The 24,812-nt window shown below is 73.2% G+C and carries 15 protein-coding genes, 4 pseudogenes and 1 riboswitch; of the genes and pseudogenes, 11 read left to right on the top strand and 8 right to left on the bottom strand.

Annotation, left to right across the window (positions count from 1 at the left end):
- Positions 1–482: 482 nt before the first annotated feature.
- Complete coding sequence (locus ACEXOX_RS26205; RefSeq protein WP_406523691.1) at positions 483–2,327, top strand: helicase-associated domain-containing protein; 1,845 nt, start codon at positions 483–485, stop codon at positions 2,325–2,327.
- A gap of 80 nt (positions 2,328–2,407) precedes the next feature.
- Here ACEXOX_RS26205 and ACEXOX_RS26200 read toward each other — a convergent pair whose 3' ends face one another.
- Positions 2,408–2,803 (bottom strand): GNAT family N-acetyltransferase, encoded by a 396-nt coding sequence (locus ACEXOX_RS26200; RefSeq protein WP_406523690.1) that lies wholly within the window; start codon positions 2,801–2,803, stop codon positions 2,408–2,410.
- 93 nt (positions 2,804–2,896) lie between these two features.
- Here ACEXOX_RS26200 and ACEXOX_RS26195 point away from each other — a divergent pair, with 93 nt between their 5' ends.
- Positions 2,897–3,793, top strand: coding sequence for a DUF72 domain-containing protein (locus tag ACEXOX_RS26195; RefSeq protein WP_406523689.1), 897 nt, complete (start codon positions 2,897–2,899; stop codon positions 3,791–3,793).
- A 344-nt stretch (positions 3,794–4,137) separates the two neighbouring features.
- Entirely contained in the window at positions 4,138–4,698 is a 561-nt protein-coding gene (locus ACEXOX_RS26190; protein WP_406523688.1) for a glycoside hydrolase family 25 protein, read from the top strand.
- A 322-nt stretch (positions 4,699–5,020) separates the two neighbouring features.
- Here the strand turns inward: ACEXOX_RS26190 and guaD are convergent.
- Positions 5,021–6,405, bottom strand: a pseudogene (gene guaD, locus ACEXOX_RS26185) (guanine deaminase); the annotation flags it as partial.
- 329 nt (positions 6,406–6,734) lie between these two features.
- On the opposite strand from guaD, the gene ACEXOX_RS26180 reads away from it, so the two are divergent.
- Entirely contained in the window at positions 6,735–7,424 is a 690-nt protein-coding gene (locus tag ACEXOX_RS26180) for a CAP domain-containing protein (RefSeq protein WP_406523687.1), read from the top strand.
- 103 nt (positions 7,425–7,527) lie between these two features.
- Here ACEXOX_RS26180 and ACEXOX_RS26175 read toward each other — a convergent pair whose 3' ends face one another.
- A complete protein-coding gene (locus tag ACEXOX_RS26175) occupies positions 7,528–8,289 on the bottom strand; it encodes a CbtA family protein (protein ID WP_406523685.1) in 762 nt (253 codons plus the stop codon).
- Positions 8,290–8,305: 16 nt separating this feature from the next.
- Positions 8,306–8,523, bottom strand: a pseudogene (locus ACEXOX_RS26170) (CbtB-domain containing protein).
- 35 nt (positions 8,524–8,558) lie between these two features.
- A riboswitch (cobalamin riboswitch) is annotated at positions 8,559–8,702 on the bottom strand.
- Between the two features lie 108 nt (positions 8,703–8,810).
- Between ACEXOX_RS26170 and ACEXOX_RS26165 the strand changes: the two are divergent.
- The 3 genes from ACEXOX_RS26165 to alaS all read left to right on the top strand — a co-directional run bounded on the left by ACEXOX_RS26165 (position 8,811) and on the right by alaS (position 13,617).
- Positions 8,811–9,407 (top strand): histidine phosphatase family protein, encoded by a 597-nt coding sequence (locus ACEXOX_RS26165; protein ID WP_406523683.1) that lies wholly within the window; start codon positions 8,811–8,813, stop codon positions 9,405–9,407.
- A 429-nt stretch (positions 9,408–9,836) separates the two neighbouring features.
- Positions 9,837–10,901 carry a tRNA (adenosine(37)-N6)-threonylcarbamoyltransferase complex transferase subunit TsaD gene (gene tsaD, locus ACEXOX_RS26160; protein WP_406526472.1) on the top strand — a complete coding sequence of 355 codons (1,065 nt, stop codon included), beginning with the start codon at positions 9,837–9,839 and terminating at the stop codon, positions 10,899–10,901.
- A gap of 64 nt (positions 10,902–10,965) precedes the next feature.
- Positions 10,966–13,617, top strand: a complete 2,652-nt coding sequence (gene alaS / locus ACEXOX_RS26155) for an alanine--tRNA ligase (protein WP_406523681.1) — start codon at positions 10,966–10,968, stop codon at positions 13,615–13,617.
- A gap of 204 nt (positions 13,618–13,821) precedes the next feature.
- Here alaS and ACEXOX_RS26150 read toward each other — a convergent pair whose 3' ends face one another.
- Positions 13,822–14,799 (bottom strand): carbon-nitrogen hydrolase, encoded by a 978-nt coding sequence (locus tag ACEXOX_RS26150; RefSeq protein WP_406523679.1) that lies wholly within the window; start codon positions 14,797–14,799, stop codon positions 13,822–13,824.
- Between the two features lie 675 nt (positions 14,800–15,474).
- Between ACEXOX_RS26150 and ACEXOX_RS26145 the strand changes: the two genes are divergently transcribed.
- Positions 15,475–16,557: a LacI family DNA-binding transcriptional regulator gene (locus ACEXOX_RS26145; protein ID WP_406523677.1), complete on the top strand. Its 1,083-nt coding sequence runs from the start codon at positions 15,475–15,477 to the stop codon at positions 16,555–16,557.
- Between the two features lie 179 nt (positions 16,558–16,736).
- Here ACEXOX_RS26145 and ACEXOX_RS26140 read toward each other — a convergent pair.
- Together ACEXOX_RS26140 and ACEXOX_RS26135 are read right to left on the bottom strand one after the other, a co-directional pair.
- A pseudogene (locus tag ACEXOX_RS26140) lies at positions 16,737–17,374 on the bottom strand (HD domain-containing protein).
- A 141-nt stretch (positions 17,375–17,515) separates the two neighbouring features.
- Positions 17,516–18,538 (bottom strand): GlxA family transcriptional regulator, encoded by a 1,023-nt coding sequence (locus ACEXOX_RS26135; protein ID WP_406523675.1) that lies wholly within the window; start codon positions 18,536–18,538, stop codon positions 17,516–17,518.
- A gap of 167 nt (positions 18,539–18,705) precedes the next feature.
- Between ACEXOX_RS26135 and ACEXOX_RS26130 the strand changes: the two genes are divergently transcribed.
- Together ACEXOX_RS26130 and ACEXOX_RS26125 are read left to right on the top strand one after the other, a co-directional pair.
- Positions 18,706–19,650 carry an alpha/beta hydrolase gene (locus tag ACEXOX_RS26130; RefSeq protein ID WP_406523673.1) on the top strand — a complete coding sequence of 315 codons (945 nt, stop codon included), beginning with the start codon at positions 18,706–18,708 and terminating at the stop codon, positions 19,648–19,650.
- A gap of 152 nt (positions 19,651–19,802) precedes the next feature.
- Positions 19,803–20,567 carry a methyltransferase domain-containing protein gene (locus ACEXOX_RS26125; RefSeq protein WP_406523671.1) on the top strand — a complete coding sequence of 255 codons (765 nt, stop codon included), beginning with the start codon at positions 19,803–19,805 and terminating at the stop codon, positions 20,565–20,567.
- Positions 20,568–20,634: 67 nt separating this feature from the next.
- Here ACEXOX_RS26125 and ACEXOX_RS26120 read toward each other — a convergent pair.
- Positions 20,635–22,235 (bottom strand): annotated as a pseudogene (locus ACEXOX_RS26120) (ABC-F family ATP-binding cassette domain-containing protein).
- 394 nt (positions 22,236–22,629) lie between these two features.
- Between ACEXOX_RS26120 and ACEXOX_RS26115 the strand changes: the two are divergent.
- A complete protein-coding gene (locus ACEXOX_RS26115) occupies positions 22,630–24,804 on the top strand; it encodes a TerD family protein (RefSeq protein ID WP_406526471.1) in 2,175 nt (724 codons plus the stop codon).
- Positions 24,805–24,812: the final 8 nt, after the last annotated feature.

Raw genomic sequence — 24,812 nt, 5'->3', positions numbered from 1 at the left:
GGGGTTGCGCGTCGCGGGATGCCCTGGCGGAGCTGCTGGGTGTGGCAGACCCCGGTACGGGTCGCGCGCTGGACGCGACGCTGGAGGAGCTGTCGGAGTACGCGCTTGTCTGGCCGATTGGGAGCGGGGGCAGGGGCCGGAGTGGGACCGGGATGCTTTGTATGGTCGAGGCGTTTCGGGAGGCGTGGGACTCTCCACTGGGTCTGGAGGCGCCGCTGGAGGCGCTGTTGACGGATACGTCCTCCGATGAGCTAAGCAGCATGTTGGCGGCGTTGGGCGTCAGGCCGCCCAGCAATAGGCGCGAGCGGCTGGCCGCTCTGACGGAGCACCACAGCGATCCGGTTCTGATCGCCTCGGTGATCGCGGACGCCCCTGCGGATGCTCGCGACCTGCTTGAGTGCCGAGCCCGGACTTTCACCTTTCCTCCGCACGAGCCAGGTTTCATCGGGTACGGGGCTCCGCATCCTGACGGTGAACCGGGCGTGCGGTGGGCGCTGGACCGCGGGCTCCTCGTCCAGGACCTGTACCGCTACAGCGCGGCCCACATGCCCCTCGAAGTGGCGCTCGCGTTGCGTGGGCCCGACTGGAGCGCCCCTTTCGACCCCGTACCGCCCTCCGTGCAGTTGATCTCCGTGACCGAGGCGGAGGTGGAGCGGGAGTCGGCGGCCGCGGCCACGGCGTTCGCGGCCCAGGCCGCCACGGTCCTGTCGGTGTGCTCGGCGTCTCCGCCGGCTCGTTTGAAGTCCGGCGGGGTCGGCGCGCGTGAGCTGGCCCGGGTCAGAAAGGGGAGCCAGGCCCCGGACGATGTGGTGCGGATCGTCCTGGAGACCGCGTACGCGGCCGGGCTGCTCGGGTATGACAGCGACCGCGTCGCGCCCACCGAGGCGTACGACGTCTGGGCGGAGCAGGAGCCCTCGGAACAGTTCGCCGTGCTGAGTCGGGCATGGTGGAGTTTGGCTCTCACCCCTTCCCTCGCGCGCGACGAGATCGACAAGGCGCTCCCCGCACTCGCCGGAGCGCCGCCCTGCAGCGGCAGTCTGCAGGCCCGGCACGGTCTGCTCGCCGCTGCGGCCCGGATTCCGGCAGGGCAGGGAGCGGAGGACGCCACGGGCCTGGGACAGCTCGTGGCCTGGTACCGCCCGCTGGCCGGCCCGACACTGCACGGCGGATTCCCGTACTTCGAGGTGGTCCGGGAGGCCGAGCTGCTCGGTGTCCTCGCCCGTGGCGCCCTGTCGCGCGTCGGTGCCGCGCTGCTGGCCAATGATGCGGACGGGCTGGCCGCCGCATGCCGTCAACTGCTGCCCAAAGCGGCGTCGACGGCCCGGATCGGCGCCGACCTCACCGCTGTCGTCACCGGCATTCCGACGGCACAGCTCGCCGCTCTCCTGGATGACGTCGCCGACCGGGAGACCAGCGGCACGGCCTCGGTGTGGCGCTTCACCCCCGCCAGTGTCCGACGTGCTCTGGACGCCGGCCACACCCCGGGCACCATCACGGCCGACCTCACCGCCGTGGCCGCCAGAGATTTGCCCCAGCCTCTGGCTTTTCTCATCGCCGACACCGCGCGAACGCACGGCCGCGTACGCATCGCTCCGGCCGCCTGCGTCATCCACGGCGCGGAGCCCGCCCTCCTGGCCGAACTCGCCGCCCACCGCGCGCTGCGCGGGCTCGGCCTGCGGCTCCTCGCCCCGACGGTGCTGCTCAGCCGCAGCGCGCTCGAACCGGCCCTGGCGGCGCTCCGGGCCGAGGGCTATGCCGCCGTCGCCGAGACGGCCGATGGAACGGTACGGGTGGGGAAGGTCCGGGCTCGGCGGGCCCCGGGGCCGGCTTCGACTCCGGTCCCGGGTTCGGTACCGGGTTCGGTCCCGACTACCGTTCCGGGTTCGGTCCCGACTACGTCCCCTGGTTCGGTCCCGGCTCCGCGCGGGTCCGACGGCGCGGGGGCCATCCGTAGCTCGGGTGTCCGTGCGGCGGGGGCTTCGACCACTGTGGAGCCGAGTGTCCTGGCCGGCCGGCTGCTGGACGCCCCGGCCGAAGCTCCGCTCCCCGACCCGTTCGGCAGCGGCATCGTTTACGAGTCCGACACCGCAGAAATTGTTGACGGGTACGCGAAACTGCTGTCGTACAGCGATGTCCGCCAGCTCGCCCATGCCCTGAACACCGGTACGGCCATCACGGTCGACTACGTCGCTGCCTCCGGAATCCGCACCGTACGCACCCTCAGCAACCTCGTTCTCAACCCGCCCTTTCTTGAGGCCTGGTGTCATATGCGGGACGCCGAGCGCGTGTTCACCCTCTCCCGGATTCACGGGATCATGCCCGCCTAGACCGCGCAGCATCCGGTTCAGGACCATCACTGCTCAGAACTGCTGCTGCTTCGGGGCTGGGTGCCGCGAAGCTGGGCGTCTCACAGCCGGATCAGCCCTGCATCCGTCGGTGTGAAGCCGCAGGCATCGAAGTAGAAACGCTTCAGATCGTCGTCGAAATCGACGTGCAGCCACTCGCACTGTGCGGCGCGGGCCTCCCGCGCGGTCGTGGCTACGAGTGCCGTACCGGTCCCGGCCCCGCGGCACCGCCGGTCCACGACCGTGTCCAGGATGAACGCGTGGACGCCGCCGTCCCATGCCACATTGACGAAGCCGACGAGCCGGCCTTCCTGCCAGGCGCAGACCCAGCCGAGGCTGTGCCGACGCAGCTGGGACAACCAGTCGATCTCCAGGGGCGGGTGGTCGAATCCTTCGGCGTGCAGCGCGTTGACGGCCGCGTTGTCGAAGTCGCCCCGCCATCCGTAGGTGACGGTCATGGCGTGATCCTAGGAGCAGCAGCAGGAGCCGGGCAGGAGGCCTCGTCGTGTTGCCGCTCCGGTGAGGGCGGCGGGACGGGGTAGCCGGGGGGCATGGGTGAGATCTTGGTCGGGACGTGCTCGTGGACGGATCGGGCGTTGGTGTCGAGTGGGTGGTATCCGGCGGGGCGGCGGGACCCGGAGGGGCGGTTGCGGCATTACGCCGGGCGGTTTCCGGTGGTGGAGGTCGATGCGACGTATTACGCGTTGCCGAGTGAGCGCAACAGCGGGCTGTGGGCCGAGCGGACGCCGGAGGGTTTCCGGTTTGATGTGAAGGCGTTTTCGTTGCTCACCGGGCACCCGACGCGGCCGGCCGCGTTGCCCGTGGATCTGCGGTCCGCTTTCGTACGGCGCCGGGAGGGTGCCGATGCGGAGGACGGCGGGCTGCTGGACGAGGTGTGGCGGCGGTTCAGCGGAGCGGTGGAACCGCTGCGGGAGGCGGGGCGGCTCGGTACGTTGCTGTTTCAGTTTCCGCCGTGGTTCGCGCCGGGCGCCCGGGCGGAAGCGTTTCTCAGGCGGTGCCGGGAGCGGGCCGAAGGGTGGCCGGTCGCGGTGGAGTTCCGGCATCCGGAGTGGTGGCGGGACGGAAAGCGGCAGGCTTCCACGGCGGCGATGCTCAAGGAACTGGGCATGGCCACCGTCGCGGTGGACATGGTGCAGACACTGCCGGTGTCGATACCGCCGGTCACTCCTGTCACGGACGACCGGCTGGCGGTGGTGCGCTTTCACGGGCGTAATTCCGCGTGGGGAACCGGGAGCAAGGAGGAGCGGTTCCGGTACGCGTATACGGAGGCGGAGTTGGCGGAATGGGTGCCGCGTGTCCGGGGGATGGCGGAGCGGGCCGACCTGGTGCACGTGCTGTTCAACAACTGCTGCGCGGACGCGGCCGTACGGGCCGCGGAGTCGATGCGGGATCTGCTCGGCCTGCCCGAAGGGCGGAGTGAAGGGTGAAAGGTGAGGGGTGAAGTACGGGTGGGGGCGCACGTCAGTGCCACGGTGGCTCGGGGCCCTTGGGGGTGACGCGCGGGGAATATGGGGAATGTATGGGGGGAGGCGTGCTGAGGAGGGCGTGAAGAAGGAGCGGCATCGGGAGTGGGAGCGGGGCTGGGGGCGTTCGGGTTCGGCGTTCTGTAATGCCTTGGGGTTGGGTCTGACGCCCAGGTGACCTGGCGGCCCGATGGCCTGATGGCGCGCGACGTCCTGCGTTCTCGCTTTGTGGCGACGCTGCCTTCCGGGGTCCTCGCACGCTCTTCGGATCACTTCCCTTCACCCTTCCCACCACCGAGAGGCATCTCATGCTGCACGGCGTCGACATCTCCGCTCACCAGTCCTCCTACGACGCGTCCGGCCTGGACTTCGTCTTCATCAAGGCGACCGAGGGGCGTTCCTACGCCAGTCCGCACCGAGCGGATCAAGCCGCCAAGGCCCGGAAAGCGGGGTGTGTGGTCGGCTTCTATCACTTCCTGTGGCCCGGGAACATCGCCGCCCAGGCCCGGTACTTCGTCGAGAAATGCGGGGCGGAAAAGGGCGACGTGCTCGCCGCCGACTGGGAAACGACGAGTTCCGGCACGCACGCGAGCGGAGCGCAGAAGGACCAGTTCCTGCGGGAGGTGAAGAAATTGGCTCCGGGCCATCGCGTACTGCTGTACACCAACGTGTCCTTCTGGAAGGGGCACGACACCTCGTCGTACGCCGCGGACGGGCTGTGGATCGCCGACTACGTCAGCCCCGGAAAGCCGCGGATCAAGGGGAAATGGCTCTTCCACCAGCACACCGACCGGCCGCTGGACAAGAACGTCGCGCAGTTCGAGAACCGGGGCGCGCTGAAGAGGTGGGCCGCTGCCGGGGAGGAGTGAACGGGGAGGGGAGTGCCTGCCGGGGGGCGGGAGTACGGGGGCGCGGAACGCCCGGGAAGGAGGCGACGAGGAGGCCGTCGCCGCCGCCGAGGCCGGTGATCGGGCCCTGCGGCACCTCGCGTCGATGGACGACGAGCGGCGACGTGCCTGGCTGGGACGGTACTTCCGTTCCGTGGAGAGCTGCGACGCGCGGAAGGTTCCTCAGCTGTGACGCGGAAGCACGCGGAGACGACGCGCCCCCTCACTGCACCGCGTCCCGCTCGTACGCCAACCGGCCCCCTGTGTAGGTGGCCCGTACGGTGCGGTCGTCGCCGAGGATGCTGAGGGCGAAGAGCAGGTCCTCGATGTTTTCGGCGCGGGCGGTGCGGTCGGCCAGGAGGGGTGTGGCGCGCGGGTCGAGCACGGTGAAGTCGGCTTCCTGGCCCGGTGTCAGGGAGCCGATCGTGTCGGACAGGCCCAGGGCCTCCGCGCCGCCGCGGGTGGCGAGGTAGAACGCCTTGACGGCGTCGAGGGCGTGGTCGCGCAGTTTGGCGACCTGGTGGGCGTCGCGCATGGTCTGGAGGAGGGAGAAGCTGGTGCCGGCGCCGATGTCGGTGCCGAGGGCTACGGTGAGTGGGTGGTCTCCTTCCTTGGCTTCGCGGAGGGGAAGAGACCGCTGCCGAGGAAGAGGTTCGAGGACGGGCAGTGGGCCACGGCCGTGCCGGTGCGGGCGCAGTGGTCGCGTTCGGAGGGGGTGAGGTGGATGCCGTGGGCGAGGACGGTGCGGGGGCCGAGCAGGCCGTAGTGGTCGTAGACGTCCAGGTAGCCGTCGCGGTCGGGGAAGAGGGAGCGGACCCAGGGGATTTCATCGCGGTGTTCCGAGATGTGGGTGTGCAGGAGGGTGTCGGGATGGGCCGCGCGTAGGGCGCGGGCGGCTTCGAGCTGAGCGGGGGTGCTGGTGGGGGCGAAGCGAGGGGTGACGGCGTAGAGGTTGCGGCCCTTGCCGTGCCAGCGCCGGATCAGGTCGAGGGTTTCGTCGTAGGCACGCTGTGCGGTGTCGAGCAGGCTGTCGGGGGCGTTGCGGTCCATCAGGACCTTGCCGGCGGCGATGCGCAGGTCGCGCCGGGTGGCTTCTTCGAACAGGGCGTCGGCCGAGCCGGGGTGTACGGAGGCGAAGGCCAGGGCGGTCGTGGTGCCGTTGCGCAGCAGTTCGTCGCAGAAGGAGGAGGCGACGCGGCGGGCGTGGGTGCCGTCGGCGAAGCGTTCCTCGGTCACGTAGGTGTGGTCGAGCCAGTCGGGCAACTGGGCGCCGAAGCGGGCGACGGCCTCCTTCTGCACGTAGTGCGTGTGGGCGTCGACGAAGCCGGCGGTGATGAGGTGGCCCGGGTAGTGGACGGGTGCGGTGCCGGGCGGCAGCCGGTCGCGGAGGGCTGCGTACGGACCTGCGGCGGTGATGCGGCCGGCCTCGCAGATCAGCAGCCCGTCGGGGTCGTGGACGAGGGCTTCCGCGGGAGCGGCGGTACGGAAGGGGTCGGCCCGGAAGCGGACGAGGGGGCCGCGGACGGCGGAGACGGGGGTGGGGTTGGGGGTGGGAGTGGGGTTGGGAGAGGGGGCGGAGGTCGGAGTCGGAGCGGGGGTGGAGTCGCGGGTCGGAGTGGGGGTGGGGGTCGGAGTGGGGGCCGGGGTCGGAGTGGGGGCGGGGGCAGGTGTCGGCGTGCTGGTGGTCATGGGCGGGCGGGTACCCGTTTCGGGCGGGGATGGCTCTGGCGTACGTCAGCGGGGCGGGCGGGTACCCGTTTCGGGCCGGCATGGATCTGACGTACGTCAGCGGGGCGGGCGGCCCGTACAGCCGAACGGGTCGGGTATCGGCCGCGGACGACAGACGCGGGGGCGGGGACGGCAAGACTGTCACCGGGCCGGCTGCCGGGTACGGCGCCGGCCGGGCGACGACCGGTCGCCACAGCCGATGACTGTCGAGGAACTGGGGCCGAATGGGCGGGAGTACGGGTGGACGTCAGCGCGGGAGTACGGGCCGGCGTTCGGGCAGGAGTACGGACGTGACCGCGGGCCGGGGCGCGGCGGCGGGGCCTCGCGTGCGCCGGGGGCGCGGAGCGGACCGGCGGACGGCGCGGTACGCGGTACGGGCGGTGGTGGCGGTACTGGCCCTGGCGGGCCTGACGGTGGGCGGGGCCGCCGCCGCGAAGCCTCCGGGCGGGCGATCGGGGCTGCCGGAAGCCGCGTACACCGCCCTTTCGTCATACGAGACGCTGCTGACCCACCCGGCCCTGTCGCCCTACGCGGCCCCGGACTCACGGGCTCTGCGGGCCCCGGGCACCGCCCGCGCCCCCGGTAACGCCGCGACGACCAGGGCGGCCGTCGTCCGGCTGGTCAACCGGGAGCGGGCGAAGGCCGGCTGCCGTCCCGTGAGGACGCACCGTACGGTCACCAAGGCCGCTCAGCGGCACAGCGACCACATGGCCCGCGAGGGCTCGCTCTCGCACCGGGAACGCGGCGGCTCCGGCCCCGGCAGCCGGCTCTCGGCCGTCGGGTACGACTGGCGCCGCGCGGGCGAGAACATCGCGCGCGGCCAGCAGGGGGCCGCGGAGGTGGTGCGGGCGTGGGCGCGCAGTCCGGAGCACCAGGTGGTGCTGGCGGACTGCGCGTTCCGGCACGCGGGGGTGGGGATCAACAGCGGCACGGACGACCGCGGCCCGTGGTGGACGCTGCTGCTGGCCCGCCCTGCCTGAGGGGCGGTGTCGGCACTCCGGCCGGCTGTACGCCGCCTGACAAGGCATACGGTTCCGGACCGCGGCGGATGTCCGCGCTCCGGAACCGCAGTGTCGACCCGGCTCAGCGCGCCGACGGCACAGGACCCCCGTCCGCCCCGCGCGGAGCGGCGCCCGCCCGTACCCCGGTGGCCCGCTCGGCCAGTTCGCCGAAGAGCAGGCCGAAGGCGGTCCACAGGGCGAGCTGGACGCCGAGTGCGGAGAGGCGGAACTTCCAGAGCAGCAGGGCCGGGAAGTCGGCGGGGAGTTCGTTGACGGCCGGGAGGAACGCGTAGGCGAGGCCGACGGCCGCGGCGAAGGCTGCCAGGGCGGCGACCGTCGCGTACCAGGTGCCCAGGCGGGGTGCGAGCCGCTTGCCGAGGAGGACGGCGGCGACGGCCAGCAGCACGCTGAGGGCGATCATGAGGAAGTACAGCGCGGTGCGGGTGCCGATGGAGTCGGGGTCTCCGACGGACGGCGGGTTGGCCGGGTACTTCAGGAACGGTACGAGGTAGACCGCGCCGAAGGCGGCCCCGGAGAGCAGCAGGGCGGTGGCGCGGGGGCCGAAGCGGCCGACGCGCCCGAGGGCGAAGCAGTAGGCCAGGGCGGCGATCCCGCCCAGCGCGACGCCGTACACCAGGACGCCGGTGGCCAGGCCCGCGGTGGACTGCACCGCGCGGCTGACGACCTCGGCCTCGTGTTCGTGGGCGTGCGCGTCCTCGAAGGCGATGGCGGCGTCGACCTGCGGTTTGCCCAGCAGGTAGGCGACGAGCAGGGCGAGCAGGCCGGCGGCGAGGCCGGCCAGCATGCCGCGCACCAGGAGGGACCTGACGGTGGCGGAGTTCATGTGCGAAGGCCCCCGGTCAGTGGCAGGGGAAGCCGAGCAGATGGCGTCCGTCGTGGACCCACTCGTGCACGCCGGTGCCGGAGAGCAGCGCGGTGGCGCCCTGTTCGGCGCCGACGAAGTAGAGCAGGACGAGCATGAGGACGCCGCCGAAGACCGCCCACGGCAGGACCGTCCGGACGGGGAGGGGGCGGGCGCGGCGTGGCCGGTGGCCGGCGGCGCGACGGAATGGGCCATGTCGGGAACCTCCTGGGGGAACTCGCGTCCCGGTCGGGGAGCCGTGACGACAGGACGGGTCTGGCTCGCCCGTCGGCCCCGTACGGGACCGGTGCGGGTTCACAGTGGCGCGACCGCGCCGGAATTCCACCGGCTTCCGTCATGTCATCGTCAATATCATCGGGAACGTACCGCGTGGCGGCGACGGGGAGAAGGGCCCGCGGGCGGGCGTGCGGGTGCACGGCGGTGGTCGCGCGCCCCGCTGTTCCCTGGTGCGCCATCAGATTTCCGCGTCGAAAGAGGTGCGCATGACAACTCGGGTGATGTTGGTCTCACCGTCCTTCGACGACGCCCTGGGCGCGGTGCGCTTCCCGGCCGGCGAATCCCTGACACCGGGCGGGCTGCGCCGCGCCCGCGCCGCCCGCCCCGCTGCCGCCGCCCTGCCCGCCGACCGGGCCCTGACCTCCCCTTCCGCGCGCTGCCGGGAGACGGCCGAGGCGCTCGGCCTGCGGGCGGAGCCGGACCCGGGCGCGGCGGGCCGGGCGATGGGCCGCTGGCGGGGGCTGGCCCTGGAGGACGTGCTGGCCGCCGAGCCCGCGGCAGTCACGGCCTGGCTGTCCGACGCGGACAGCGCGCCGCACGGCGGCGAGACGCTGGCGCAGTTGCTCGGACGGGTGGCGGACTGGCTGGCGGGCCTCGCGGCGGAGGGCGGCCGGATCGTGGCCGTAGTGGAGCCGGACGTCGTACGTGCGTCCGTGGTGTGCGCCCTGGGGGCCCCGCCCTCGTCCTTCTGGCGGGTGGACGTACCGCCGCTGACCGTGACGGCGCTGAGCGGGCGGGACGGCCGGTGGAACGTGCGGGTGGCGGGGGAACTCGACGGGTTGGCGGCTCCTGGGGCGCCGTGACCGCCGGCGCGGACTGTCCTGCGGACCTTCCCGGGGGGCGCACCGGCCCCTCCCGGGGGGCACCGGCCCGTCCCGCGACACTTCCCGGGCTGCACCGGACCGTCCCACGGCCCCTCCCTGGCGGCACGGGACCGCCCCACTGCCCCTCCCAGGCGGCACCGGCCCGCCCACGGCCCCCATCCGGCCTGTCCGCAGCCTCGCCCGGCCCGCCCGCGGCCCCCGCCCGGGCCGGTTCGGGCCGCCGTATCCTGGTCGGAGACGGGTTGTTGCACATCGCTTGCAACAAGGCGGCTCGCGTGCGGCGAGGCGCCTCTCGTGCAGCAGGGCGGCTCGCGTGCGGCAAGACGCCTCACGTGCGGCAAGGCGGCGACGAGGCCGGGTACGAAACGGGTACGAAGGAGCGGTGCGGTGGCATCTCCAGGCTCTCCAGTGGTGCTGGGGATCGAGTCCTCCTGCGACGAGACCGGGGCGGGCCTGGTCCGCGACGGCAAGCTGCTCGGGCACGCGGTGGCGTCCAGCATGGACGAGCACGCGCGCTACGGCGGCGTCGTGCCGGAGATCGCGGCCCGCGCCCATGTGCACTCCCTCGCCCCCGTCGTGCACCGCGCGCTCGACGACGCGGGCCTGACCATGGCCGACATCGGCGCGGTGGCCGTGACCACCGGCCCCGGCCTGTCGGGCGCCCTCCAGGTCGGTCTGGCCGGTGCCAAGGGCCTGGCGTACGGGCTGGGCGTGCCGCTGTACGGGGTGCACCACCTCGCCGGGCACGTCGCCGCCGACACCCTGGAGCACGGCCCGCTGCCCGACCCCTGCATGGTGCTCATCGTCTCCGGCGGGCACACTTCCCTCCTCCTCGTACGGGACCTGGCGCGCGACCCGATCGTGCACCTCGGCGACACCCTCGACGACGCCGCCGGGGAGTGCTTCGACAAGGTCGCGCGGGTCTTCGGCCTGCCGTACCCGGGCGGCCCCGCGATCGACCGGGCCGCGCGCGAGGGCGACCCGAAGGCCGTCGCGTTCCCGCGGCCGCTTACCGGGCCGCGTGACGACCCGTACGGCTTCTCCTTCTCCGGCCTCAAGACGGCCGCCGCGCGCTGGGCCGAACGGCACGCCGACGGCGAACTGCCTGTCGCGGACGGCGCGGCCTCCCTCCAGGAGGCGGTCGCCGACGTCCTGACCCGCAAGGCCGTCGCGGCCTGCAAGGAGCACGGCGTGGGCACCCTGGTGGTGGTGGGCGGCGTCGCCGCCAACTCGCGCGTCCGGTCCCTCGCCGAGGAGCGCTGCCAGAAGGCGGGCATCACGCTGCGCGTGCCGCCCCTGCGGCTGTGCACGGACAACGGCGCGATGATCGCCGCCGTCGGCGACCTGCTCGTACGGGCGGGCGCCGGACCGGCTCCGCTGGACCTCTCGATCGACCCGTCGGCGCCGCTGGAGTACGCGGCCCTGCACCCGGTCGCCAGGGCGGCACGGGCCGCGGCGGCGACCGCAGCCTGACGGCCCGACGGCCGACCGCCACCGCCCCCTTCCGCCACCGCCACCGACCGCCCCGGAGCCCCCTTTGCGTACCGCCGAGATCCGCGCCCGCTTCCTCGACTTCTTCGCCGAGCGCGGCCACACCGTCGTCCCCAGCGCGCCGCTGCCGACGCCGGACCCGACCCTGCTGTTCGTCAACGCGGGCATGGTGCCCTTCAAGCCGTACCTGACCGGTGAGGTGGCGGCGCCCTGGCCGCGGGCGACCAGCGTGCAGAAGTGCGTGCGGACCCTGGACATCGAAGAGGTCGGCAAGACCACCCGGCACGGCTCGTTCTTCCAGATGAACGGCAACTTCTCGCTCGGCGACTACTTCAAGGAAGACGCCATCCGGTTCGCCTGGGAGCTGTCCACCAAGTCCGTCGCCGACGGCGGATACGGCCTGGACCCCGGGAAGATCTGGGTCACCGTGCACCACTCCGACGACGAGGCGCGCACCCTGTGGCGCGAGATCTCCGGGCTTCCGGAGGAGCGCATCGTCTCGCGCGGTGACGAGGACAACTTCTGGTCGATGGGCGTGCCGGGACCGTGCGGGCCCTGCTCGGAGCTGTACTACGACCGGGGGCCCAAGTTCGGCCGGGCGGGTGGCCCGGAGGTCGACGAGGACCGGTACATGGAGTTCTGGAACCTCGTCTTCATGCAGTACGAGCGCGGCGAGGGCACCGGCAAGACCGGCTACCCGATCCTCGGCGAACTCCCCCGCCAGAACATCGACACCGGCATGGGCCTGGAGCGGATGGCCACCCTTCTCCAGGGCGTCGACAACCTCTACGAGATCGACGAGACCCGCCCCGTCCTGGACCGCGCCGCCGCCCTCGCCGGGGTCCGCTACGGCGACGACGAGCAGAACGACGTACGGCTGCGCGTGGTCGCCGACCACGTCCGTACGGCCCTGATGCTGCTCGCCGACGGCACCACCCCCGGCAACGAGGGCCGCGGCTACGTGCTGCGCCGCATCCTGCGCCGCGCCGTCCGCTCGATGCGCCAGCTCGGCTACGAGGACCGCGCGCTGCCCGAACTGCTGCCGGTCGCCCGCGACTGCATGGCGCCCAGCTACCCGGAGGTCGCCGAGGCCTACGAGCGGATCGCGGGCCAGGCGGCCGGCGAGGAGGACGCCTTCCGGGCGACGCTGCGCCAGGGCACCGCCGTCCTGGACACCGCCGTCACCAAGGTCAAGTCGGAGGGCGGCCGTTCGCTCCCCGGCAAGCAGGCGTTCCTCCTGCACGACACGTACGGCTTCCCCATCGACCTCACTCTGGAGATGGCCGCCGAACAGGGCGTCGAGGTGGACCGCGAGGGCTTCGCCGCCCTCATGCGCGAGCAGCGCGAACGGGCCCGCGCCGACGCCCGCGCCCGCAAGTCCGGCGGCGCGGTGGACACCTCGGCGCTGCGCACGGTCCTGGACGAGCACGGGCCCACCGACTGGCGCGCCTGGGACACCCTGGAGACCGACTCCAAGGTGCTGGCCCTGCTGGGCGCCCAGGGCCCGGTGCCGGTGGCCCGCGAGGGCGAGATCGTCACCGTCGTCCTGGACCGCACCCCGTTCTACGCCGAGTCCGGCGGCCAGGACAGCGACGCCGGGCGGCTGTCCGGCACCTCCGTCGAGGCCGAGGTGCTGGACGTGCAGCGGCCGGTGCCCGGCCTGGTCGCCCACCAGGTACGGATCACCGCCGGCGAACTCGCCCTCGGCGACGCGCTGCACGCGGCCGTCGATCCCGAGTGGCGGCTCGGCGCGCGCCAGGCCCACTCCGGTACGCACGTCCTGCACGCCGCGCTGCGCGAGATCCTCGGCCCGACGGCCCTCCAGTCCGGCTCGTACAACCGTCCCGGCTACCTGCGCCTGGACTTCCCGTGGCGCGGTGGCCTGTCCGCCACCGCCCGCAGCGAGGTCGAGGAGGCCGCCAACCGGGCGCTCCGCCGCGACCTGCCGGTGGGCGTGAAGTGGATGACGCTCCCGGAGGCCAAGGAGCTGGGCGCGCTCGCGCTCTTCGACGAGACGTACGGCGAGAAGGTGCGGGTCGTCGAGATCGGCGGCGCCTGGTCGCGCGAGCTGTGCGGCGGTACGCACGTCTCGCACGCCTCACAGGTCGGCATCGTCGCCCTGACCGCGGAGTCGTCCGTCGGCGCCGGCATGCGCCGCCTGGAAGCTTCCGTCGGCATCGAGGGCTTCGGCTACCTCGCCCGTGAACGCGACCTGGTCACCCAGATCGCCGAGCAGATCCAGGCCCCGCGCGCCGAACTGTCCGACCGGGTGGCCGGACTGCTGGAGCGCCTGAAGGCCAGCGACCGGGAGAACCAGCGGCTGCGGCAGCAGGCCACCGTGGCGCGCGCTGCCGAGCTGGCCGGTTCCGCCGTACAGGCCGCCGGTTTCCTGGTGGTCACCGCCACCGCCGACGGCGGCGCCGACGCGGCCCGCGCGCTGGCCATGGCCGTACGGGACCGGATGCCCGCGGGGCAGCCCGCCGCCGTGGCCGTCGGTTCGGCCACGGACGGCAAGGCGGCCCTGGTGGTCGCGCTGAACAAGGCCGGCAAGGACGCCGGGGGTTCGGCGTCGGACCTGGTCAAGCGCCTGCTGAACGGGCGGGGCGGCGGCTCCCCCGAACTCGCCCAGGGTGGCGGCCTGGCGGCCGATCAACTGCCGCAGACGCTGGGCGCGCTGGCGGGGCTGCTCGGGGAGTAGGCGAGAGGTAGAGGTGATGCGGGCGGGCGGCTCCAGGTGGGGCGCCCGCCTGCTGGCTTTGGGGGGGCTGGCTTGGGGGCGGGTGGCTGGCTTGGGGGGTGGCTGGCTTTGCGGGGAGCGCCGGTCAGTACGTCGTGCAACCGGCCCGTATCGCGGCTGGCCCGTATCGCGGCCGTCCCGCACCGCGGCCGTCCCGTACCCCGCTCAGTCCGTCACCGTCGCCGCCACCGTCGCCGTCAGCGGCCCGTAGGCGTCCGGGCGGCGGGTGGTGAGGAACGGGAACAGCTCCAGCCAGTCGCGGCGGGCGTCCAGGTCGAGGTCGGCCACCAGGACGGCGGGTTCGTCGCGGGGCGCCTGGGCCAGGACGCGGCCGTACGGGTCGACGAGGAAAGAGCTGCCGTAGAACGTCAGCGGGCCTTCGGTGCCGATACGGTTCGGCACGATCATGAAGGTGCCGTTGGCGACGGCGTTCCCGGTGATCACCTTCTGCCACAGCGGCTGGGTGTCGAAGCCGGGGTGGCCCGGCTCTGAGCCGATGGCCGTCGGGTAGACCAGCACGTCGGCACCGGCCAGCGAGTAGGCGCGGGCCAGCTCGGGGAACCACTGGTCCCAGCAGGTGGGCAGCCCGAGGACGGCGTTCTCCACGGCGTGGGTCGGGAAGGCGTCGGCACCGGCCGGGCCCGGGCGGAACCAGTGGTGCTCGTAGTAGCCCTCGGTGACGGGGATGTGGGTCTTGCGCGTACGGGCCACGAGGGTGCCGTCCGGGGCGACCAGGACGGCCGTGTTGTAGCCGAGGCCGTCGGGCGTCACCGTGCCGTCCGGGCCCGGTTCGGGGTCGGCCCGCTCGTACAGCGAGGCGTGCACGTACACGCCGTGGGTACGGGCGGCCTCGGCGGCGAAGGTCACCGTGGGCCCGGTGCGCAGGTCTTCCGGCTCGGCGGGGTCGGGGTGGTCGGCCTTGCGGACCACCGCGAAGTACGGCGAGAGCGTCAGCTCCTGAAGACAGACGACGCGCGCGCCTTCCGCCGCGGCCAGCCGGATGCCCTCCGCCAGGGCGGCACGGTGCTCGACGGGGTCGCGGTGCCAGCGCTCCTGGACGAGCGCGACGCGCAGCGGGACACGGTCGGCCGGCCGGGTACGGGCCGGCGAGGCGGGCGGGGTGAGGGCCGTGATGACACGCATGGGGGCTCCTGGGGCGCGGGAGGTCGCGGGGGCGTGGACGGGTGCGGCGGACCGCAGAGGCAGGCGCAACCGTTTGCCGGAACGTTCCGGCAAGCAGCAATGTACGAGCGCCGGAACGTTCCGGCAAGGGGTCGTTGTAGGGGCGGCCCCGTAGCGACGGGTCGGCTTCGCAGCGATGGGTCGAGGCCGTAGCGATGGGCCGGCTTCGTGGCGACGGGTCAGCTTCGTGGCGACGGATCGAAGCCGTAGCGACGGGTCGGCTCCGTAGCGGCGAACCGGGCTCGTATCGGCGAGCCGCTGGCGTTACGACGCGACGTACCCGTAACGGCGAGCCTGCACCGTAGCGACGCGGCGCACCTGTATCGACGAACCAGTACCGTAGCGACGCGGCGCACCCGTATCGACGAACCAGTACCGTAGCGGCGAGCCGACTCCGTAGCGACGCGACGGGCTGGTATCGGCGAACCGCCACCGTAACGACGCGACGCGAGCGTATCGACGAGCCGCAGCCGTACCGCCGCAACGCCCCCGTATCACCGAGCCTCCGCCGTATCGACGCATCGCATCCGTACAACGAACCGCTACCGTGACGACGCGACGGCCCCGTTCCATCGTCCCACCGGACGCGGCCGCGTCCCGGCTCGCCCGCTCCCCCTACGTCTAGACTTGCGCCCCGTGACCAGCCGCCGCACCGTGACCCTGCTCGATGTGGCGCGGGCCGCCGGGGTCTCCAAGAGCACCGTTTCCGACGCGCTCCAGGGCTCCGGCCGGGTGGCCGAGGACACCCGCCGCCGGGTCAGGGACACCGCCGACCGGCTGGGCTACCGGCCCAACAGCGCCGCCCAGCGCCTGCGCCGGGCCAGCACCGGGGCGATCGGCCTGCATCTGCCCCGTACCGCGACCCGGCTGGACTACTACATGACCCTCGCCTTCGGGGCGGTGGCCCGCGCCCAGGAGGGCGGCCTGGACGTGGTGCTGCTGGCCCCGGGCGGCGAGGCCGCCGGGCGGCTCGCCTCCCGGGTGGACGGCTTGCTCGTGATCGACCCGGAGGCCACCGACACCGACGTACCCGGGCTGCTCGACGCGGGCGTACCCGTCGTCACGGGTGAGCGGTACCTCGGTACGGGCGCCGCTCCCGCCGGTGCCGTGGTCTGCGACAACGCCGCCTCGCTGACCGCCCTGCTGGACCATGTGCGCGAGTCCGGCGCCCGCCGCCCGGCGCTGCTCGCGCCCGCCGGCACGTCCGCGTGGGCCACCGCGCTGCGCGAGACGGCGGACGCCTGGAGCCGTACGCACGGGCTGCCCGTCACCGTACGGACCGTGCCGTTCGCCGCCACCCCCGACGAGGCCGCGCGGGCCACCGAGAACCTGCTCGCGGACGTACCCGCCGTCGACGCGGTGGTCTGCGCGCCCGACGGAGCCGCCGCCGGAGTCCTGCGGGCCGCCTCCGGGCTCGGCCGCACGGCCGGGCGCGACCTGCTCGTCGCCTCCTGCGTGGACGGCCCGGCCCTGCGCGCCTGCGCGCCGCCCGTGACGGCGATCGACCTGCGCCCGGACGCGTACGGGCGGGCCTGCGCCGCCCTGCTCTGCGACATCCTGGCCGGCCGCGCCGAGCCGCGTACCGTCCGCCACCACGACTGGTCCCTGCGGGTACGGGCATCCAGCCGCCCGGCGGGGGCGGCGGAGGACCCGAACGGCCCGAACGGCCCGAACGGCCGGAGCGACCCAGGCGGTTCGCCCACCTCACGCGCCACCTGACACGCAGCCCCGCACCGCACCCCGACCGGCCCGCGCCGTCCCCGCACCCCGACCGGCCCGCGCCGTCCCCGCACCCGGCCGACCCGCGCCGCCTTTCCTCCGCGCCCCCGACCGACCCGCCCCGTCCCTCCTCCGCGCACCCCGGCCGACCCGCCCCGTCCCTGCGCAGCCCCACCCCCTCACTCCGGCCAGTCGGACCCCGGATCACCTCCACGAAGTCGCCGCGCTCGAACCCCGGGACGAAGTGGGCGAGGACATCGGCCTTCACGTTCCCGAAGGTGGTGTCGGGCCGGTCCTTGATGCCGTCGGTGAAGGCGGCCAGGATGCGGTTCTTGAAGTCGGGCCGCGGGTGCGCCGCGACCACGGCGGCGCGTTGCTCGTCGGAGACGGCGTCGTAGCCGATGCCCAGGACGTCCAGTTCCACGCCCCGGGTGACCAGGGCCACCTCGGGCGCCATGTGCAGCGGGATCTCCGGTGTGGTGTGCAGGGCGATCGCCGTCCAGACGCGGTCGGCCGGTTCGCCGGTGATGCCGTGCCGGTGCAGGAAGGCGCGGGCCTCGTCGGCGCCGTCGATCTCGAAGCGCTGATCGGTGCGGCGGTAACGGCCGGTCAGCCCGAGATCGTGGAACATCGCTCCCACGTAGAGCAGTTCCGGGTCGAACTCCAGTTTCTGCTCCCGTCCGCGCAGCGCCCCGAACAGGAACACCCGGCGGGAGTGGTCGAACAGCAGCGGTGGCGCGGCCTCGCGCACCAGCTCGGTAGCCTCCCGCGCCAGGGCACTGTCCGGGATCCGCACATCGGCGATCACCTCGCGCACGACGTCCTCCTTCGTCTCGGTCGGCTTCCACCTTCGCCCGTCGACGCACCCGACGCCACGACCGTACGGACAAGAGGGCCACACATCCGGACACCCGCCGTACGGCCAGACGGCGCTTCGCGAGACCCCGGGCTCCACCCGTCAGGACAGCTCCACGGCCGCGGACGTGACGCCGTGCGCGGGGGCGGCGGCCGAGCGGAACGCCCGCCGATAGGCGGAGGGAGTGGTGTCCAGCGCGCCCCGCATGTGCTGCCGCAGGTTGGTGCCGCTTCCCAGGCCGGTCCGGGCGGCGATGTCGTCCACGGGCAGTTCCGTCGACTCCAGCAGGTAGCGGGCGTGCTTCAGGCGGGCGGAGGTCAGCCATTCCGCCGGCGACACTCCTGTCTCCTGCCTGAACCGCCTGGTGAACGACCGCACGCTCATGTGGCAGTGCGCCGCGAGCTCCTTCAGGGACAGCCGCCGGTCCAGATGCTCCGTCATGAGCGCGCGTGCCCCGGCCGTCGACGTCCCGGCGTCCTCCGCGACCGGATGGTCGATGTACTGCGCCTGCCCGCCTTCCCGCATGGGCGCGACGACGTTGTACCGGGCCACCTGGTTCGCCACGGAACTGCCGTGGTCCTCCCGGATCAGGTGCAGGCACAGGTCGATGGCCGCCGCGCCGCCGGCGGAGGTCAGCACGCCGCGATCGGCGACGTAGAGCGGGTTGGTGTCGAGACCGACGGACGGGAAGAGCCGCCGGAACTGGTCCGCGTAGCGCCAGTGGGTCGCGGCCCGGTGTCCCTCCAGCAAGCCGGCGGCCGCGAGAACGAACGATCCGGTGCACAGGGACACCATCCGGGCGCGACCCCGGGCCGCGCGCAACGCGTCCGCGATACGGGGGTCCACCACCCCGTCGTCGAGCACCTCCGGGCAGCGGGTGCCCGCGACGATCACGGTGTCGGCGTGCTCCAGCAGGGACAGATCGCCCTGGGGCATGACGCCGTACCCGTTCACCGTCGCCACCGCGGAGCCGTCCGGTGTGACGGCCCGCACCTCGTACGCCGCGCCTCCGGCCCGCGGGGCGACCATGGCGAGCATCTGGGCCGGGATGCTGAGGTCGAACGCGACCACCGGTGCGATGGCGAGAACCGCCACCCGGTGCGGAGCTGGGACAGCGACAGTCATGGCCCGATAGTTGCACATGCTGGCCCCCGGGCCACTTCTGCCGGCCTCGAAGTCCGGAGAAGCTGAGGGCATCTCCTTTCCGCACTCCCGAACTTCCGTACTCCGCACCCCCGTGCTCCCGCACCCCCACACCCCCGCACTCCCACCCGAAAGGTGGCGGCCCCGCCATGACCGTTCCCGCTGTCGACCCCGAGATCCAGACGCTGCTCGACACCGCCGACACCGGCATCTTCCCCGTGTACGGCCTGGACGCCGTCCTCGCCGACCCCGAGCGGTACGCGCTGCTGCGGGAGCACCCCGACACCCCCGCCGACGACCGGGTACAGGTCCGGGACCTGTTCATCCCCGGGCCAGGCGGACAACTTCGCCTGCGCGTCTACCGGCCCGCCGCCCACGACAACCTGCCGGTGATCCTCTACGTGCACGGCGGTGCCTTCACCTACGGGTCCCCCGAGGCCGAGGAAGAGCGCTCCCTGCGGTACGCCCGGGACGTCGAGGCCGTCGTCGTCTCCGTCGACTACCGTCTCGCGCCCGAACACCCCTACCCGGCCGCGGCCGACGACGCCTACGCGGCCCTGACCTGGATCGCCGCCAACGCGGCGCAGATAGGCGGCGACCCGCAGCGCATCGCCGTCGCGGGCGGAAGCGCCGGCGGCAACATCGCGGCCTCCACCGCCCTGCGCGCCCGTGACCTCGGCGGACCGCGCATCATCTTCCAGGCGCTGACCTACCCGGGCGTGGACGGCGGCCTGACGAGCGCATCGGCCCGCGAGTTCACCGACACTCCGGTCCTCAACCGGGCCGCGATGGAACTGGCCTGGCGCTACTACGCACAGGAGAGCCACCCCGATCCGTACGCCTCCCCGATCCGGGCCGCCGGCCTCGGCGGACTGCCGCCCGCCTACATCGCCGTGGCGGAGGTCGACCCGCTGCGCGACGAGGGCCGCGCCTACGCGGGACGCCTCAGCGCCGCCGGGGTCACCACCGAGCTGGTCCAGGTCCCGGGCGCCGTGCACGGCTTCGACCTGCTGTTCCCGAAGGCCCGGGTCAGCGAGCGCAGCCTGGCGGACCAGGTACGCGCCCTGCGCGAAGCCCTCCACCACCACCCGTGACACCGGACCCGACCCGGGCCCGGCCCCCACCCTTGCCACCACCTCCACCCCCCTCCCCCTCCCCCTCCCCCGCTCCCTCCCTCCATCCCCCTCCAGGACAAAACACCAAATTACGTAGCAAAAATCCCCTCCTCCCTGAGACGATCCCTGCCATGACCACACGCACCTTCGACGACCTTCTGGCCGAGGCGGAATCCGTATCCGTCGAAGGCTGGGACTTCTCCTGGCTGGACGGCCGGGCCACCGAGCAGCGCCCCTCCTGGGGGTACCAGCGCCGCCTGGGCGAGCGGCTGGCCCACGCCCGGGCGGCGCTGGACATCCAGACCGGCGGCGGCGAAGTCCTCGCGGGCGCCGGGCCGTTGCCGCCCGTCATGGCCGCCACCGAGTCCTGGCCGCCCAACGTCGCGAAGGCGACCGCGCTGCTGCACCCGCTCGGCGCGGTCGTCGTCGCCGACCCGGACGAGCCGCCGCTGCCCTTCGCCGACGGCGCCTTCGACCTCGTCACCAGCCGCCACCCGGCCACCGTGTGGTGGCCGGAGATCGCCCGGGTGCTGTGTCCCGGCGGTACGTACTTCGCCCAGCACGTCGGCCCGGCCAGCGTCTTCGAGCTGGTCGAGTACTTCCTCGGCCCGCAGCCCGAGGACGTACGGCGCCGGCGCCACCCCGACGACGAGAGCCGGGACGCCGAGGCCGCCGGCCTGGAGATCACCGGCCTGCGCGCCGAATCGCTCCGTACGGAGTTCCACGACATCGGTGCGGTGGTCTACTTCCTGCGCAAGGTGATCTGGATGGTCCCGGGCTTCACGGTGGACCGCTACCGGGACCGGCTGCGGGAACTGGACGAGAAGATCCGGGCGGAGGGCCCGTTCGTGGCCCACTCCACCCGCTTCCTCATCGAGGCCCGCAAGCCCGCCTGACCTGCCGGGCCGCCGGCGGGCCCGGCTGACGGCGGGAGGCGCCCCCCACGCCTCCTCCCCCGGCCCCTCACGCCAGATCCACCAGCCCCGCGTACTCCCGCCCCCACAGGTCCTCCGTACCGTCCGGCAGCACCAGCACCCGGTCGGGCCGGAGGGCCTCGACGGCACCCGGGTCGTGGCTGACCATGACGATCGCGCCGGGGTAGGTGCCGACCGCGCCCAGCACCTCGTCCCGGGAGGCCGGATCGAGGTTGTTGGTCGGCTCGTCCAGGAGCAGGACGTTGGCGCGCGAGTGGACCAGTCCGGCCAGTGCCAGCCGGGTCTTCTCACCGCCGGAGAGCACCCGTACCGGCTTGTCCGCGTCGTCCCCGGAGAAGAGGAACGAGCCGAGGACGTGCCGGGCCTCGCCGTCACTCAGGTGCGGCGCCGCGGCGGCCAGGTTCTCCCGGACCGTACGGGTCGGATCCAGCGTGTCGTGTTCCTGCGCGAAGTAGCCCAGCCGCAGGCCGTGCCCGGCGACGACCCGGCCCGCGTCCGGAGCTTCCCGCCCGGCCAGCAGCCGCAGCAGCGTCGTCTTGCCCGTCCCGTTGAGGCCGAGCACGACCAGCCGGCTCCCCGGTCGACGGCCAGGTCCACACCGTCCAGCACCCGGTGTTCCCCGTACGCCTTGGTCAGGCTGACCGCGCCCAGCGGTACCCGGCCGCACGGCGCGGGCTCGGGCAGCCGGATGCGCGCGGTCTTCTCGCTGCGCCGCGCCGGTTCCAGCGCGGCCAGCATCCGGTCTGCACGGCGGGCCATGTTCTTCGCGGAGACGGCCGTCGCGACGTTCGCGCGCATCTTGTCGGCCTGCCCGTGCAGCGCCGCCGCCTTGCGCTCGGCATTGGCGCGCTCCCGCGCCCGGCGCCGGTCGTCCGCCGCGCGCTGGGCGAGGTACGTGTGCCACCCGGTGTTGTGCACGTCGAGGGCGGCCCGCGCAGGGTCCACGTGGAACACCCGGTTGACGGTGTCGGCCAGCAGCCCGGTGTCATGGCTGATCACCACCAGCCCGCCCCGGTGCGCGGCCAGGAAACCGCGCAGCCAGGCGACCGAATCGGCGTCGAGGTGGTTGGTCGGCTCGTCCAGCAGCAGCGTGCCGTGTCCCGCGAACAGGATGCGGGCCAGCTCCACCCGCCGCCGCTGCCCGCCCGACAGCCCGCCCACCGGCTGACGCAGCACTCGTTCGGGCAGCCCCAGCCCGTCCGCGACCCGCGCCGCCTCGGCCTCGGCCGCATACCCGCCACGCGCCTGGAAGGCGTCCTCGGCCCGCGCGTACGCGGCCATCGCCTTCTCCTGCGCCCCCGGCCCCACTGCCGCGGCCAGCGCGTCCCCGGCCCGCCGCAGCTCCGCCACGGCCCGGTCCAGCCCGCGCGCGGACAGGATCCGGTCGGTGACGGTGACGGCCGGGTCGGCCGCCCGGGAGTCCTGCTGCAGATGGCCGAGGCTCCCCGTACGCACGATCTCCCCGGCGGCGAGGGGCACCCGCCCCGCCAGGACGTCGAGCAGGGTCGTCTTCCCCGCCCCGTTACGGCCCACCAGGCCGACCCGGTCATCGGGCCCCACATGGAAGGACACACCGGACAGCAGAAGCCGGGCACCGACGCGCACGTCGGCACCACGAACGGTAATCATGGTTTGACACTCCGGAACAGCTCCAGGACACACGGGTGGCGCGAAAGCGGGTGTCCGAGCTAGGAGATCCGGGGGTCGACATGGTGGCGAGGGTACGTGGCGGCCCGGCGGAGCGCACCTGGATTTTCCGGCGCGGGGCGTCTGCCGTGGCCTTCCCCGGCAGCGCCACGGGCCTGCGGGTGCGGTGGCGCGGAGCCCGACGTCCGGAGGTCGTCCCGCATCCGGAAGATCCGGACTTCCGCTGGTCCCGGCACCTCCCGAAACACCCGATACGGGTCTAAGGTTCGCGGCGTACACACTGAGTTGTGCTGCATCGCAGGTCACCACGTAGCAGCCTGCCGGGTGTGCCCGTGCCCCTGGATGCGGCGGCATTTGTGGGGGCTCCATGCACGAGATGATCAAGGGTGGCAACGTCGGACTGGCGGCCCTGAGCGAAGAGGCCGGTTCACTGATGGTGAGCCTGAGCTGGAGCAGCGCGTCCGGGGACGGGGACGCGGACGTCTCCGTTCTGCTGCTCGGCGCCGACGGCAAGGTGCGCGGCGACGCGGATTTCTACTTCTACAACAATCCGTCCGCCGCTGACGGCAGCGTGCAGTTACTGGGCAAGACGCCGACGGCCAACGGCAGTGAGGACCGCGTCAGCATCGACCTGACCGCCGTACCGGACGATGTCGAGTCCCTGGTCGTGGCGGCCAGCCAGTACGGCACCGGCCGCTTCGGCCAGCTGGACGACCTGCGGGTGACGGTCGCCGACCGTACGGGCGAGGCACTGCTGGGCTTCTCCATCGCCGACGCCGGGGAGGAGAGCGCGTTCATCTTCGGTGAGCTGTACCGGCGGGCCGGGGAGTGGAAGTTCCGTGCGGTCGGGCAGGGTTACGCGACGGGTCTGGTGGGACTGGCCACGGACTTCGGCATCTCCGTGGACGAGGAGGAAGAGCCGGCGCCCGCGGACGAGGAGGAGGCCGGAGCGGGCGAACCGCATCCCGGGACCGCGGTGGGGGCGGGTGCGGCCGAGGTGCCGGCGCCCATCGGCCCGGTGGCGGCTCCCGCCCCGGTGGCCGAGGCACCGGCGGCCACGCCCGCGCCGTCCGCCGCGCCCTCGGCCGTACCCGCACCGTCTGCCGTACCCGCGCCGCCTGCCGTACCCGCGCCCTCGGCCGTACCCGCACCGTCCGCCGGAGCCGACCCGGCTCCCGCGCGGCGCCCCAGTGGGCCGCGTACGGCGAAGAAGAAGGTCACCCTGCCCAAGGTGGCGAAGAAGTCCCTCGCCGAGAACGACTCCTGGCGCCAGGCCCGGCTGTTCCCCGCGCCCACGCTGAAGAGCGACCGGGAGCGCGAGACGCGCGCGACGTCGGTCCTGCTGGCCGTGATGGCGCAGGTGCCGGAGTTCGGGCGGCGGCTCACCGCGGCCTTCGGCGCCCCGGCCGGCCGGATGCAGACGTTCACCGAGGTCACGCTGCCGAACGGGGACACGCCCCGGCGCCCTGACGGGGTCATCCGGGTGGAGCGGGCGGGCAAACTGTGGACCGCGCTGGTCGAGACGAAGACCAACGGCAACCCCTTGAAGTCCGAGCAGGTCCAGGACTACATGGACATCGCGGCCCGGCGCGGCTACGAGGTGGTGATCACCCTCTCCAACGACGTGGCGCTGGAGGGCAGTCCGCTGGTCGAGGTGAGGACCGACGGTCGCCGCAAGCACAAGGTGACGCTGTGGCACCTGTCCTGGGCCGAGGTGGCGCACCAGGCTCAGCTGCTGATCCGCCACGAGGGTGTGGGCAACGCGGCGCACGCCTGGCTGCTCCAGGAGCTGCTGCACTACCTCCAGCACGAGAACTCCGGCTGCCACGGTTTCCAGAACATGGGCCCGGCGTGGGTGCCGGTGCGCAACGGCATCGACACGGACACCCTCTGCCAGGGCGACGAGCGCGCCGTGGCCGTCGTCGAGAGCTGGGAGCGGCTCATCCGCCAGGTCTGCCTGCGGCTGGGCGGGGAACTGGGCCAGAAGGTACTGCCCGTACAGCGCGCCAAGCGCGGGACCGACCAGGCCAGCCGTCGCGCGGCGCTCGCCGACCGGCTCTGTGAGGAGGGCCGCCTCTCCGCCGAGCTGCGCATCGACACCACGCCCGGCATCCTCGCGATCGCCGCTGACCTGCGGACCGGGAAGCTGCGTACGTCCATCGAGGTCCCGGCGCCGGAGCAGGGCTATCCCCTCAGCTGGGCCAAGCGCCTGGTCAGGCAGCTCGCCGAAGCGCCGGCGGACCTTCATGTGGAGACTCTGGTGGAGGGCAACCGGGGGCCGCGCGGCACGCTGGAGCGGCTGCGCCCGGAGCCGGGAGACCTCCTGCCCAAGGACGGGGTGGCCATCAACGGGTTCCGGCTGTCCCTGTTCAAGGGCATGGGCAGCACGCGCGGCAACGCCGAGTCCGGTTTCATCCGCAGCGTCGACGAAGCCGTCGACCGGTTCTACGCGAGTGTCGTGGCCCACCTCACGCAGGCCGGTGGTACGGAGCGCCGGCCCGTGCGCCGTACCTCCGCGTCCGACGCGGCCGAAGCCGCTGTCATGAGCTGAACCGCCTC

This window comes from Streptomyces sp. Ac-502 (genome assembly GCF_045222935.1).
In the GTDB taxonomy this organism is placed as follows: domain Bacteria; phylum Actinomycetota; class Actinomycetes; order Streptomycetales; family Streptomycetaceae; genus Streptomyces; species Streptomyces monomycini.
Note: the sequence above shows the minus strand (reverse complement) of the source record. Positions and strands in the feature narration are given on the sequence as shown.

Bases quoted from the DNA above. Each gene is read 5' to 3' on its own strand.
- ACEXOX_RS26200 (WP_406523690.1), bottom strand. From the start codon at position 2,803: ATGACCGTCACCTACGGATGGCGGGGCGACTTCGACAACGCGGCCGTC.
- ACEXOX_RS26195 (WP_406523689.1), top strand. From the start codon at position 2,897: ATGGGTGAGATCTTGGTCGGGACGTGCTCGTGGACGGATCGGGCGTTG.
- ACEXOX_RS26190 (WP_406523688.1), top strand. From the start codon at position 4,138: ATGCTGCACGGCGTCGACATCTCCGCTCACCAGTCCTCCTACGACGCG.
- ACEXOX_RS26175 (WP_406523685.1), bottom strand. From the start codon at position 8,289: ATGAACTCCGCCACCGTCAGGTCCCTCCTGGTGCGCGGCATGCTGGCC.
- ACEXOX_RS26165 (WP_406523683.1), top strand. From the start codon at position 8,811: ATGACAACTCGGGTGATGTTGGTCTCACCGTCCTTCGACGACGCCCTG.
- ACEXOX_RS26150 (WP_406523679.1), bottom strand. From the start codon at position 14,799: ATGCGTGTCATCACGGCCCTCACCCCGCCCGCCTCGCCGGCCCGTACC.
- ACEXOX_RS26135 (WP_406523675.1), bottom strand. From the start codon at position 18,538: ATGACTGTCGCTGTCCCAGCTCCGCACCGGGTGGCGGTTCTCGCCATC.
- ACEXOX_RS26130 (WP_406523673.1), top strand. From the start codon at position 18,706: ATGACCGTTCCCGCTGTCGACCCCGAGATCCAGACGCTGCTCGACACC.
- ACEXOX_RS26125 (WP_406523671.1), top strand. From the start codon at position 19,803: ATGACCACACGCACCTTCGACGACCTTCTGGCCGAGGCGGAATCCGTA.
- ACEXOX_RS26115 (WP_406526471.1), top strand. From the start codon at position 22,630: ATGATCAAGGGTGGCAACGTCGGACTGGCGGCCCTGAGCGAAGAGGCC.